Here is a 12755-nt window from a genome sequence, read left to right on the forward strand (position 1 = left end):
ACTACCTGTACGGCTACGTGCTGGTGGGACTACTGGTGCTGGTGGGCATCTTCTTCACCGTCCTGATGCGCGGCGGCCAGTTCACCTTAATGCCCGACGCTCTGCGCGCGCTGATGCGAAGCAGGCGCGCCTCCCACGGCATCTCCTCCTTCCAGGCCTTCGCGGTCGGCATCGCCTCCCGCGTCGGCATCGGCAACATCGCCGGCGTGGCCCTCGCGCTGGTCTACGGCGGCCCGGGCGCGCTGTTCTGGATGTGGATGGTGGCGCTGCTGGGCATGGCCACCTCCCTGGCGGAGTCCGCCCTGGCGCAGGTGTTCAAGGTGCGCCACCGCGACGGCTCCTACCGGGGCGGCCCGGCCTACTACATGGAGCACGGCCTGGGCTCGAAGGCACTAGGTGGCGTGTTCGCGTCCCTGTTCATCTTCGCCGTGGGCCTGTGCGTCACCATGGTGCAGGCCAACACGGTGGCAGAGATCTTCTCCGCCACCCACGGCGTGCCCATGTGGGCCACCGGCATCGGCCTGATGGTGCTGGTGGCGCCCGTGGTGATCGGCGGCGTGAAGTCCGTTGCCCGCGTCACCGAGTGGCTGGCCCCCGCCATGGCAGTGGTCTACATGATCGCCGTGGCCGTGATCGTGGCCCTCAACATCACCGCCGTCCCGGGCGTGTTCTCTGACATCTTCCGGGGCGCCTTCGGGCTGGACCCGGCCCTGGGCGGCATCGCCGGCGGCGTGCTCGCCACCGTCCTCAACGGCGCCCGCCGCGGCGTGTTCAGCAACGAGGCCGGTCTGGGCACGGCCGCCAACGCGGCCGGCACCGCCACCGTGGCCCACCCGGTCAGCCAGGGCCTTATCCAGTCCCTGGGTGTCTTCATCGACACGATCCTGGTGTGCACCACCACCGGCATCGCCATCCTGTTGGCGGGCCCGGAGATCTACGCCCCCGGCGTGGACCTGGCCTCCCGGGGCGCGGTGCTCACCCAGGAGGCGATCGGGGCCGGTCTGGGCGCCTGGACCGCCACCCCGATGGCGATCATCATCCTGATCTTCGCCTACTCCACGCTGCTGGGCATCTACTCCTACTCCCAGGTCAACATCGACTTCCTCTCCCGCAAGCGCGACCTGCACGTGGTCAACGGCGTGATCGTCACCGCCGCCGCCGGCCTGGGCACCGTGTTCAGCCTGAAGACCGTGTGGGCCATGAGCGACGTGGCCCTGGGCCTGCTCGGCATCCTCAACCTGCTCACCATCATCGTGCTCTCCCCCTGGGTGCTGGCCGTGGTGCGCAACTACCGCGCCCAGCGTGCCCGGGGAATCGAGGAGCCGGTGTTCGACGAGGCCGCCCGCGAGAGCCTGCCCCGCCTGCTGCCCACCGACGCCTGGGTGACCCACGCCGAGAAGGAATAGACCCACCCGGCCCCGCCAACCGGGGCGCGGAACTAGGAAGTCCCGGGACATCTACGGCGATGTCCCGGGACTTCCCCCGTTTTGGCAGCGCGGCTAGTCCCGGCCGCGGCTGCGCGGCAGCGAGGAGCCGCGATCGGCCCAGGAGGCCATGGCCTGCTCCAGCGGCCCGCGCTGGAAGAACCACGCCCAGACCAGCGCGAATACGCTCAGGCCGACCGCCTGCCAGATCAGGGGCGCGTTGGAGCTGTTGTAGCCAGTGCTGGTGAGCACCGCCGTGGTTACCACGTGGATGGTGTAGGCGGTCAGGGACATGGAGCCGACCGCGGCCAGCGGGGCCAGCGCGTACTTCAGGCGCCGCCCGATCGCCACACACCCGGCGATCACGGCCATGGCGAAACCACCGGAGGAAAGGGCCTCAAACGGGGAACCCGTGTGGGGGTCCATCGTGAAGACGTGGGAGACGTAGCGCTGCCAGAAGGAAGAATCCTCCCCGGGGACAAACTCCTGCGGCCCCATCAGGCCGTCGTAGTAGCGCCAGTCCTCCTCGGTCCAGGTGGTGGTGATCCGGCCGAACTCCTCGCCGGTGCAGGGGTAGAGCTCGCCGTCCTCCATGCACATGAAGTCGCTGGGGGCGGTGATGTCGTTTCCGGTCACGCCCTCCTCGAGCCCGGGGGGCGGGGTGGTGGCGGCCGCCAGGCCCCGGATGTCCGGCCCGAGTGGCTCGGGCGAGGGCTGCGGCGGGATCGGGACGCTGATGCCCGGGTAGCTGCCGAAGGGGTCAACAATGCCGTTGTCGACGTCGATGCGCAGCAGCGGGTTGACGCCGTCCTTGGCAACGAACGGGGCGGCGAAGGCGGCGAACAGGAGCAGGCCGCTGACGCCGTAGGCCAGCAGCACCCTGGGCTTGGTCAGGTCGCTGCGCCCGATCGCCATGCCGATCAGGACGAAGCCCATCCAGACCACCGCCGGGTAGACGGAGACGAAGAGCATGGACAGGAAGCCGTTGCCGGGCGAGCCGCCGGTATAGTAGCCGAACCTGACCGAGGCCTCCTCGACCAGGAAGATGGCGGTGCTACCGAGGGCGGCGAACGAGAACCCCCAGGCCAAGAGGGCGCGCACGCTGCACCGCACGAACGGCAGGGCGAGCACGAACCAGAGGGCGTAGGCCCCCAGGATCACGGCGATGGGGGTGGCCAGGGTCTCCAGCACGGAGGCGAGCACCAGCAGCACCACGGCGCGGGTGAAGATCCGCAGACGGTCGCGCAGCAAGTATTCGCCCTCGCGCGGCCTGGTGCCGCCGGTGATGATGGCCAGGGAGATGCCCGCCACCATCGCGAAGAGGATGGAGGCGCGCCCGTGCGCAAAACCCAGCCAGCGTGGCGTGTTGCCCACCGCGTCGATGGCGCCGGCGTGGGCGATGACCATGCCCAGCAGTGCGATTCCGCGCGCCGCGTCCAGGCCGGTCACGCGGCCCGCGCCGCCCAGGTAGGGGCCCTTGCGCAGCTGGGGCCACCACGGGCGCGGTTTCTGCGTCCACGGCGACTTGCTCTCCGGGGCATTAGCGTGGGCTGGCAGGGCGGCCTGGTCCACCGGGAGGGCGGCCTGCGTGGGCGGGGCGGTGGGGGCGGCAGCGTCGTCCACCAAGGAAGTCCCAATCTGCGCGGCGGCCCGTGGGGGGACCGGGCCGGGGGCGGGAATCGAATCTGTCATGGTGGGAGCCTAAATGGGCGCGGCCGGTTTGCAGGTCATGCGTCGGTATGAACGCGCCGCCCGTATCCTCATACCATGCGCATTGCTCGTTTTTCCCTTGCAGACGTTCCCGCCTACGGCGTGCTGGAGCCGGACTCCGACCGGATCGTGGTGCTGGACGGCGACCCCCTTTTCGGCGGCACCAAGCCGCGCGGTGAGATCACCAGCGTGGACGAGGTCCGCCTGCTCTCGCCCGTGATCCCGCGCTCGAAGGTGATCGGCGTGGCCGGCAATTTCCCGGTGGACGACGCTGCCGCCCCGGCCGCCCCCTTCCTGTACGCCAAGCCGAACACCGCCGTGATCGGGCCCGACGTGCCGGTAAACCCGCCGGCGTGGGCGTGCGAGCTGCACGTGGAGACGCACCTGGCTGTGGTGATCAAGTCGCTGTGCAAGAACGTGGCGCAGGCCGACGCGGCCGCCGTGATCCTGGGCTACACGGCGGCTGCGGACTTCACCAGCGCCACCGCCCAGGACGCCGACGGGCAGTGGACCCGCGCCAAGAGCTGGGACACCTCCTGCCCGCTCGGGCCGTGGATCGCGTTGGCCGACGAGTTCGACCCGGCCGCGGCCGTGCTGCGCACCTACGTGGACGGCCAGGTGGTCAGCGAGGCCAAGATGGCCGACGCCGCCTGGGACGCCGCCCGCGTCGTTGCGGAGGTCTCTGCCGTCATGACCCTGCTGCCCGGGGACGTGCTGCTGTGCGGCGCGCCCGCCCCGGCCGCCCGCGTCAAGGCCGGGCAGCGCGTGGACGTGGAGGTCTCCGGGATCGGTTCCTTCTCCAACCCCGTGATCGCGCTGTAACGGCGCGGGAAGGGAAGGGGCGGCGGCGGGCTGGTGGGCCCGCCGCCGCTGTTTTCGCCCCGGGCTCGTGGGCCCGCTTGGGGCAGACGGGCGCAGGGCAGCGGCCGGCGGCTGGCGGGCGGGGGAGATCAGCCCGCTTGGGCGTAGGCGTTGGCCGCAGCGGCGATCTGGCGGGCCAGCTGCGTGACCAGCTCCCGCGAGGTGGCCAGGTTGACGCGGAAGTAATCGGCGTACGCGCTACCGCAGGCCCCGCCGTTGTTCACGTCCACCAGGGCCTCCTTGACCACCACGTCGTGGACGCTTCTGCCCTCGGGCAGCAGCTGGGCCAGCGCGGTGGCGTCCACCCACGCCAGGTAGGTGCCCTCGATGGGGAAGGTGCGCAGCAGGGGGCAGGCCCCTAGCTCGCGGGCAAAGACACGGGCGTTTCCCGCCAGGTAGTCGTTCAGGGAGGCCAGCCAGCCGCGAGCGCGGCTGTAGCCGGCCGCGCTCGCGGCCGCCCCCACCGGCGAGTGCTGCGAGGCGAGCAGGTGCAGCGAGGTCGCAAACCGCCCGGCCAGGTTCGCGTCCGTGACGATCAGCTGGGCGCAGCGCAGCGCCGGGATGTTGAACGCCTTGGTAGCCGCCAGCGCGGTGACCGTGTGCGCGGCCGCCCCCGGCAGGCTGGCGTAGGGCACGTGGCCCGCCCCGGCACTGGGGGAGTGGACCAGCGGGGCGTGGATCTCGTCGGCAAAGACCAGCGCGTCGTAGCGGCCGACCACGTCGCGCAACTCCTCCAACTCGGTGCGGGACAGCACCCGCCCCACCGGGTTCCACGGGTTGCACAGCACCACCAGGCCCGCCCCCGCCTTAAGCGCGTCCTCGATTCCCTCCAGGTCCAGCCGGTACACGCCAGACTCATCCGGGGAGCAGGGCACCTCGATCACCTCGCGGCCCTCCGTGGCCGGCAGCGTCAGGAACGGCATGTACGCCGGCGTGGGGACCACCACCGCGCTACCCGGGCGGGTCAGGCGCCGAATCATCTCCACCAGACCGGACAGGACGTCGGCCGCCAAGTAGACGTTCGAGCACTCGATCTGCCAACCGAAGGTGTCCCGCACAAAATCGCACGTCGCGGAGCGCAGCTCGGCGGTCTCAGCGGGCGTGGGGTAGCCCAGGTGGGCGCTAGTCACGCGGGCGGCCGCCGCCGCTAGCACCGGCGGCGGGGCAGGGAAGTCCATCTCCGCCACCCACGCCCCAATCGCGCCCGGGGTGCGCGACCACTTCAAGGAAGCATCCCGCTCCCGCTCCTGGCGCGTCACATCATCGAACACGCTCATAGCCCGCCAGCCTCGCCACCAGCAACGCGAAGGCCACCCACGAAGTCCTTCCACTCCGTGGGAGCAAAATCCATGGCGTCGCACACCGCCAGCCCCACCAGCATCGAACCGGACTCCACGTCCACGCGCGCCGCGATCGCCCCGTAAGACTTCGACGTGAGCCGGGGCCGGTTCATGAACTCCACCGCCATGAACTCGGTGCCATCCGCGCCCCTCATCGCGCGCGGCTCGCTGCGCTCCTTCAGCTCCGCCTGCTGATTGATCCGCTCCAGCTGCTTGTCCAGGTAGGCGAGCGTGGCGGACTCATCAGAGTCCGCGGGCAGATCAGTGTCCAACTTGAACGCGGTGCCCACGTAGTGGCAGGAGGACGGCCCCGAGAGCTCGAAGGACGCGTTGTTCTCCTGCAACGTGTTCCAGCCCTCCAACTCCGGCCGCACCAGCGTCAGCGGCGGCGCCTCCACCGGGGCCGCCTGCTGAGAACCGGCAGATCCGGCAGACCCGGCGGACGGAAAAGCACAAGCCCCAAGCAAGGCGGTACACGCGGCGGCACTGGCAAGGAGGGCGGCACGACGGCGGCGTCGTGCAACTGGCGCAAAACTCATGCCCACAAGACTAGAGGCTCAGGCGACGCAAAAAGGCGGACGGCGCGGCCGTGCAAGAACACAACCGCGCCGTCCAGGCAACTAGCCAGGCGCACGCCCGGCAGTCAGAATCAGAGAGAACCGGGGTTGCCGGACTCCAAGCGCAGGGAAGAGATAAAGGTAGTCGCCTCGGTGACGTCGAAGGCGGACTTGTCCTGGCACGCGCCCAGGAAGTGGATCGCCTTGTTCGACTCCACGTCGATGCGGATACCAATAACCATCGGAACCTGGAGGCCGTCCTTCTCCAGGGTCACGGAGCGCATGAGCATCTGGGTGCCATCAGCCATCTTCACCTCCTGGATCGCGTCCTTGGACACCACAGTGCCGCCACCGATGGCCTCAGCGATGTGCTCCAACGCGTGCTCGGAGGCGGCCCGGTCGGTGGCACCCTCGAACGGCGGCGGGGCATCCACACCGGTCGCCACCAGGCAACCCGACGGGGTGTTGAAAGAGATCTTCTTGGGCGGCTCGATAGCCAGCGGGGTGAAACCGTCCACCTCCGGGACGGCCAGGGCCAGCTCGCCGGCAGCGGCAGCGCCTTGCGTGGCCTCAGCAGAAACGGACTCGGACGCCGCCTCCGTGGTAGAGACCTCGGGGGCAGCAGAGGCGGACTCGGAGGCGGCCTCAGAAGCGGCGGCGGACGGGGCAGCCGCAGTCGCATCAGGCGTGTTGTCCCCCTGGCTGGAGCAGGCAGACAGGAGCAGGGCGGCACTCGCCGTCAGGGCAATCAGAGAACGTTTCATGCCTCCAGGCTACTGGGGGTGCGATTTTGGGGACTAGGAATATCCACAGAGACCTGGTGTGAAATCGCACAGCGGGGTTGGGCGTGTCCGGGGCCGCTGGGGCTGGTAGGCGCGGGCGTGCGGGCGTGCGGTTGGGTGCGGGTGTGGCCGCTGCGGGAGTGCGGTTGGGGTGGGTGCGGCCGCGGCGGGTGTGACGGCCGCGGCGGGTGTGACGGCGGCGGCGGGGTGCCCCCGAGCTCACAAGCGTGCGGTCGGGGTACATGCGACCGCTCGGGGGCGTGGCACCGGTCGGTCGGATGTACCCCGTTGCAGCATTTGCGAGCTTGGGGGCCGGGGATGGGTGCTGTGGGCCTCGATGGGGCGCCGGTGCTCGCCGTAGGTGCCGGGTGTGCGCAAGCGATTGAGGGCTTAGTGCACCTCTCGTAGGGTTGGTGTACCTCTCGTAGGCTTAGTGAACCAGTCGTAGGCTTACCCGGCCGGGTAACCCCTCAATCGGTGCACCAAACGCTCAACAGCTGCACCAACAGCTCAAAAGGTCGGGAAACCCTACAACCGTTTGCGCAACGATCACTGGCCCGGCGTCGAAGTCCTTCGCCCCCAGGCCCGGGTTGGCTGGGTCGCTCCACCGAGCAGTCCGGCCAGGGCGGCCCCTTCGCCCCAGGCCCGGGTTGGCTGGGTCGCTCCACCGAGCAGTCCGGCCAGGGCGGCCCCTTCGCCCCCAGGCCCGGGTTGGCGGGCCCCGCGAGGCGCGAGATTTGAACTGAGCCGCTGACCGGCGCCTGTATTCCACCTGGGCGGCAGCGGTCATAGACTTATCCCCATCATGACTACTGCAGCAGTTTCTCCGGTTCGCGTTCGTTTCTGCCCATCTCCCACTGGCACCCCGCACGTGGGCATGGTGCGCACCTGCCTCTTCAACTGGGCCTACGCCAGGCACGTTGGGGGCACCTTTGTTTTCCGCATCGAGGACACGGACGCAGCGCGCGACAGCGAGGAAAGCTACGCGGCCATCCTGGACTCCCTGCGTTGGCTGGGCCTGACCTGGGATGAGGGCATCGACGTGGGCGGCCCGCACGGTCCCTACCGTCAGTCGCAGCGCATGGACATTTACAAGGACGTGGCAGCCAAGCTGCTGGAGGGCGGCTACGCGTATGAGTCCTTCTCCACCCCGGATGAGATCGAGGCTCGTCACCGCGCCGCCGGGCGCGACCCGAAGCTGGGTTACGACGGTTTTGACCGCGACCTGAGCGAGGAGCAGAAGGCCGCCTACCGTGCCGAGGGCCGCGAGGCGGTGTTGCGTATCCGCATGCCCGATGAGGACATCACGTTCACCGACCTGGTGCGCGGCGAGATCACGTTCAAGGCGGGCAGCGTGCCGGACTACGCGATCGTGCGCGGTAACGGCCAGCCGCTCTACACGCTGGTCAACCCGATTGACGACGCGCTGATGGAGATCACCCACGTGCTGCGCGGCGAGGATCTGCTTTCTTCCACGCCTCGCCAGATCGTGCTGCACCGCGCTCTGGTGGAGTTGGGCATCTCGAAGGGGGTGCCGGAGTTTGGTCACTTGCCCTACGTGATGGGCGAGGGCAATAAGAAGCTCTCCAAGCGGGACCCGGAGTCGAACCTGCTGCTGCACCGCGAGCGCGGCATGATCCCGGAGGGCTTGACCAACTACCTGGCGCTGCTGGGCTGGTCCATCTCCCCGGACAACGACGTGTTCTCGATGGAGGAGATGGTGGCGGCGTTTGACGTGCACGACGTCAACCCGAACCCGGCCCGCTTTGACCCCAAGAAGTGCATCGCGATCAACGCCGAGCACCTGCGCCGCCTGGATGAGGATGATTTCCGCGACCGTTGCGTGCCTTACTTGCACGACGCTGGCCTCGTGGCCGCCCCCTGCTTCGCCGACCTGAGTGAGCGTGAGCGGGAGATCCTGTCTGCCGTGTCTCCGTTGGTGCAGTCCCGGGTCCAGCTGCTCGGTGAGGTGCCCGGCATGGTGGGCTTCCTGTTCACCGACGGCCCGGTGAGTGTGGAGGACGACGCTCGCGCCAAGCTGCGCCCGGAGGCGGCCGAGGTGCTGGCGGCCTCCCTGCGTGCGCTCGGTGAGTTGGGCGAGGGCGAGTTCGTTGCCGCCCGCCTGGAGGAGTCTCTGCGGGCCGTGCTGGTGGACGAGATGGGCATCAAGCCGCGCTTTGCGTTCGGTCCGCTGCGCGTGGCGATCACGGGCCGTCAGGTCTCCCCGCCGCTGTTTGAGTGCATGGAGGTCCTGGGCAAGGATGTCTGCGTTTCCCGTCTGGAGGCGCTGGCTGCATCTCTCTGATGCGTGAGCTGAGGGGCGGGAGGAGAGCTGTTGCTCTCCTCCCGCCCCCTTGCTTCACCTACGCGGATTAGCGGATAGCTTGGCGCACCGTGTTCTCCACGTGGTTGGACAGGGAGTTCTCCCCGCCCACCAGGTAGGCGTGGACCGGTCGCTTCAGGCTGCGCAGGAAGCGGTCGGCGTGCCCGTCGAGGGTGGGAGCGGCGCTGAGCAGCAGCACGCCACCGCTGCGGGCCGTGAGGGCAGAGGCCGCCAGGGCGTCGGCGAAGTTGTTGCCGTTTGCGATCACCACCCGGGCCGGGTGCGAGGCGGAGACCTGCGCAGGCGGGAACGCGGTGGCCAGCAGGTAGGCGGTCTCATACCTGGAGGAGCCCACGAAGTGCTGGGACATCGGGATGCGTGCGTTGCGTAGCGCGGTCTGCGCGCCCCCACCCAGGACCGCAATCGCTCGCTGGCTGCTCTGCTGCCGCAGGAACGCCGCCGTCCTGGCCGGGAGGGTGCTGCCGCGCGAGAGCACGGTGATCGCCCGGGCGTTGTGAGAGGCCGCGCCCGTTGCCAGGCCGTCGGGGAAGTTGTTGCCGTCGGTGACGAAGATCCGCTCGATGCTAGAACCGCTCACCGCCAGGGCCTGCTGAGCGATTTGGATTGAGGTGTCGAACCGGTCAGAGCCCGCGATGCGCTGCACGCCCATCCCGGCGCGGCGCAGGCTGGCCTCCACCCCGGCAGGCACAGAACCGTTGCCGCCCAGGATGACCACGCGCCGTGTTCCCTGCGTGCGCATCGAGTTCAGCACGCTCGGCTCGAGCGCGTAGCGGTTGACCGTCAGGTAGATCGGCGCGTCCAGTACTCGCGACAGGCCCGCAGCGCTCAGCGCGTCCGCGTAGCTGTTACCCGTTGCGAGGAGGGCGACCTCCGAGCTTTCCTGTGCCTGCGCGATCGAGACTGCCGTGGCGACGCGGTCGGAGCCCGAGAGCCGGACTACCTGGCTTTCCACCTTCGGCGGCGGAGGCGGCGCCACCGGGGGCTTGGCGGTGGCGGTCGGCTTCGCAGTGGCGGAGGCCGAGGGCTTCGCGGTGGCGGTTGCGCTCGGGGTGGGCGAGGGCTTGACCGGCGGGGTCGCCGAGGCCGAGGTCGAGGCGGAAGCACTCGGCTTGGCGGTGGCGGTCGGCTTCGCAGTGGCGGAGGCCGACGGCTTCGGGGTTGCGGTGGCGCTCGGGGTGGCCGAGGGCTTGACCGGGGGCTTGGCGGTGGCGGTCGGCTTCGCGGTGGCGGTTGCGCTCGGGGTGGCCGAGGGCTTGACCGGGGGCTTGGCGGTGGCGGTCGGCTTCGCAGTGGCGGAGGCCGAGGGCTTCGCGGTGGCGGTTGCGCTCGGGGTGGGCGAGGGCTTGACCGGCGGGGTCGCCGAGGCCGAGGTCGAGGCGGAAGCACTCGGCTTGGCGGTGGCGGTCGGCTTCGCGGTGGCGGAGGCCGACGGCTTCGGGGTTGCGGTGGCGCTCGGGGTGGCCGAGGGCTTGACCGGGGGCTTGGCGGTGGCGGTCGGCTTCGCAGTGGCGGAGGCCGACGGCTTCGGGGTTGCGGTGGCGCTCGGGGTGGCCGAGGGCTTGACCGGCGGGGCCACGGGCGTAGTCGCCGGCGCAGACACCGACGCGGTCGCCGACGCCGACGCGGTCGCCGACGCGGTCGGCTCAGAACCCGGCAGCGCGGGCAGCACGGTGATCTCCTCTTCGATCCAGTAGTGGAACGAGGAGAGCTTCACGCGTGCGACGCCGGGTGCTAGACCGCGCGCCTGGTTCGAGTTCTCGATCCGCAGCAGGTCTGGGGTGAGGGATTCCAGGGTGGCGAAGGGGGTGTCGTCGTCGCTGCCGAACGTGCGCACCAGGTTGATGACCTCACCGACGCGGACGGTCCTGGGGCCGCGCAGCTCAAGGCCGGGGCGGATCTGGACGGTTAGGGTGCGGAAGAACATGGTGCCCGGGATGGAGAAGAAGAGCTTGGCCTTGCCGGGCTTGACGAAGTGGAACTCGCCGGTTTCGCGGTCCACGGTGAGCAGATCGAGGGAGTCGGTGCCGAGGCTGAACTCGCCGGAGAGCTGCTCGGTGATGTCCCCGGAGCTGCCGTAGACGGTGAAGACACCGGTGGAGCCCACCACACTGTCGCCCCAGCTCCATCGAACGGTTCTGATCTTGTGGACGTTCACGGTCGCTTCGGCGATGCGCCCGGAGGGGCTGGCGGTGAAGATGATTCGTGCTCGGCCGGGGGAGATGGCCTGGAAGCGGCCGGTGTTCGCGTCGATCGAGATGACGTTGGGCGCGTCAGTGCTGAAGCGGCCCGTCACCGAGGCCTCCTGTCCGTCCACGAGCGCCGTGACGACGGGCGTCTCGAACGATCCCTCCAGCAGGTCGCTGCGGACGGCCAGTGAGAGCTGCGGGACGGGGGCGGCGGATACCTGCACCACCTGGGTCACCGTGTTGCTGGAGTTGGTGGGGGTGAAGGAGATCGTTGCCTGCCCGCCGGTCAGCGCGGTGATCTCGCCGGTGGTCTCGTCCACCTGGGCCACGTCGGGGCGGGAGGAGGTGTAGCGCCCGGCGAGGGCAACGGTGCGGGTGCTGAAGGAGGAGGTGACGGTGGCGAACGCCTTTTCCCCGACCCCCAGGGTGCTGATCGGCTCGAACTGGACGGAGCTGTCGCCGGGGATCGGCACATCGATGGCGTAGCAGCCGTTGCCCACGGGCGCGGCCGGGGTGTTGCCCCCGCTGCGCACCGAGTGGTTTACGTAGTGGGTCTGGTCGCTCTGCGCAAAGGCGTGGTGGGTGTAGGCCGGGTTGAGCAGGGTGTGCAGGTGGCCGGTGCGGAAGTTGAACGCGCCGTTGTCGTCCTGCAGGTAGATCAGCTCGTCCTCCCACAGGGTCAAGCCCGCGAACGGCGTCATCGTGCCGACGCTGCAGGCCAGGTTCTCCGTGTAGAGGGACTGCCCGCCCAGCACCTTGAGCCCGAACAGGTTGGTGCGCACCGGTCGGGTGTGGGTGATTCCGCTCAGCACCTGCTCGGCGGCGCGCTGCAGGGAGATGCGCTCGGCGTCGTTGTCCCAAGACACCATGCTGGCGTACTGCTCGGCGCTGGTGATGCCCTTCTCCCGCAGCACGGTCTGCAACGGGCGCCCGTTGTAGGGCGGGTTGGTCTGCCACATCCTGCGGCGCAGGTTGCGGAAGTCGTCCATTGCCCGCGCGCGAACGTCGTCCTGGTGTAGCTGGACGGGGACGCGCGCAAGCAGTCCCGTGCCCAGATCCGTGCCGAGGTCCACGTAGGTGGACTGCCGCAGGGTGCAGCTGGGGATAGTGGGCTGGTAGCACGGGTGGGTGAGGTTCTGCGGCGTGGCCTGCCCGCCTGGCCCGGAGGCGGTGTTCGACTGGTGGTTGCCCGCGCCGTCCCGGTCTGCCTCGGTGTCGGCATCGAGGAGCGGCTCGGTGAGCAGGGGCGCCTGGTGGGCAGCGTCGTCCACCTGTTCAAAACTGTTCGCGGCGGCGTCTGGGGTGGGGGGCTCCTGGGCGAAGGCGGCGGCGCTGCCGAGTGCGGCCGGGAGGCTGAGACATACCGCTATGGAAGCGGCGAGTAGGGATGGCAATTTCTTGTTGCGCATCGTTACTCCTTTCGGTTTTGTAGTTATTTCTTGGCGGGTGAGGGGGCGGCCTGTCGCTGGGCTCGGCCTGGGGTCGCGTCGGCTCGTCGTGAGCCGATTGGCGGCGTGGCTCGGCCCGCAGGAGGGGCGTGGTGGGGGCGCC

Annotated in this window: 8 protein-coding genes; 3 read left to right on the top strand and 5 right to left on the bottom strand. The window is 69.6% G+C overall.

Annotated features, from left to right (window positions below; genetic code table 11):
* Positions 1–1406, top strand: a 1406-nt coding sequence (locus AC4PWQ_RS05160) for an alanine/glycine:cation symporter family protein (RefSeq protein WP_492089977.1), incomplete at its 5' end; no start/stop codon positions are given.
* Between the two features lie 93 nt (positions 1407–1499).
* Here the strand turns inward: AC4PWQ_RS05160 and AC4PWQ_RS05165 are convergent.
* Complete coding sequence (locus AC4PWQ_RS05165; RefSeq protein WP_492089978.1) at positions 1500–3116, bottom strand: heparan-alpha-glucosaminide N-acetyltransferase domain-containing protein; 1617 nt, start codon at positions 3114–3116, stop codon at positions 1500–1502.
* A gap of 75 nt (positions 3117–3191) precedes the next feature.
* On the opposite strand from AC4PWQ_RS05165, the gene AC4PWQ_RS05170 reads away from it, so the two are divergent.
* Positions 3192–3956 carry a fumarylacetoacetate hydrolase family protein gene (locus AC4PWQ_RS05170; RefSeq protein WP_492089979.1) on the top strand — a complete coding sequence of 255 codons (765 nt, stop codon included), beginning with the start codon at positions 3192–3194 and terminating at the stop codon, positions 3954–3956.
* 128 nt (positions 3957–4084) lie between these two features.
* On the opposite strand, the gene AC4PWQ_RS05175 is transcribed toward AC4PWQ_RS05170, so the two are convergent.
* From AC4PWQ_RS05175 to AC4PWQ_RS05185, 3 genes are all read right to left on the bottom strand, one after another.
* A complete protein-coding gene (locus tag AC4PWQ_RS05175) occupies positions 4085–5272 on the bottom strand; it encodes an aminotransferase class I/II-fold pyridoxal phosphate-dependent enzyme (protein ID WP_492089980.1) in 1188 nt (395 codons plus the stop codon).
* The gene (locus AC4PWQ_RS05180; RefSeq protein ID WP_371152517.1) at positions 5269–5733 is read right to left on the bottom strand and encodes a hypothetical protein; all 465 of its coding nucleotides are present in this window, start codon (positions 5731–5733) and stop codon (positions 5269–5271) included. Before AC4PWQ_RS05180 ends, AC4PWQ_RS05175 begins: the two co-directional genes overlap by 4 nt.
* Before the next feature lie 251 nt (positions 5734–5984).
* Complete coding sequence (locus tag AC4PWQ_RS05185; RefSeq protein WP_492089981.1) at positions 5985–6656, bottom strand: hypothetical protein; 672 nt, start codon at positions 6654–6656, stop codon at positions 5985–5987.
* 823 nt (positions 6657–7479) lie between these two features.
* Here AC4PWQ_RS05185 and gltX point away from each other — a divergent pair.
* Positions 7480–8979, top strand: a complete 1500-nt coding sequence (gene gltX / locus AC4PWQ_RS05190; RefSeq protein WP_371152515.1) for a glutamate--tRNA ligase — start codon at positions 7480–7482, stop codon at positions 8977–8979.
* A 67-nt stretch (positions 8980–9046) separates the two neighbouring features.
* Here gltX and AC4PWQ_RS05195 read toward each other — a convergent pair whose 3' ends face one another.
* On the bottom strand, positions 9047–12613 hold the full coding sequence (locus AC4PWQ_RS05195; RefSeq protein WP_492089982.1) for a cell wall-binding repeat-containing protein: 3567 nt from the start codon (positions 12611–12613) through the stop codon (positions 9047–9049).
* Positions 12614–12755: the final 142 nt, after the last annotated feature.

The sequence above is a fragment of the Buchananella sp. 103232 genome (assembly GCF_058725725.1).

What these genes read in the sequence shown, in the direction of transcription:
- AC4PWQ_RS05165 (WP_492089978.1), bottom strand. Translation starts at nt 3,116, where the DNA reads ATGACAGATTCGATTCCCGCCCCCGGCCCGGTCCCCCCACGGGCCGCC.
- AC4PWQ_RS05170 (WP_492089979.1), top strand. Translation starts at nt 3,192, where the DNA reads ATGCGCATTGCTCGTTTTTCCCTTGCAGACGTTCCCGCCTACGGCGTG.
- AC4PWQ_RS05175 (WP_492089980.1), bottom strand. Translation starts at nt 5,272, where the DNA reads ATGAGCGTGTTCGATGATGTGACGCGCCAGGAGCGGGAGCGGGATGCT.
- AC4PWQ_RS05185 (WP_492089981.1), bottom strand. Translation starts at nt 6,656, where the DNA reads ATGAAACGTTCTCTGATTGCCCTGACGGCGAGTGCCGCCCTGCTCCTG.
- gltX (WP_371152515.1), top strand. Translation starts at nt 7,480, where the DNA reads ATGACTACTGCAGCAGTTTCTCCGGTTCGCGTTCGTTTCTGCCCATCT.
- AC4PWQ_RS05195 (WP_492089982.1), bottom strand. Translation starts at nt 12,613, where the DNA reads ATGCGCAACAAGAAATTGCCATCCCTACTCGCCGCTTCCATAGCGGTA.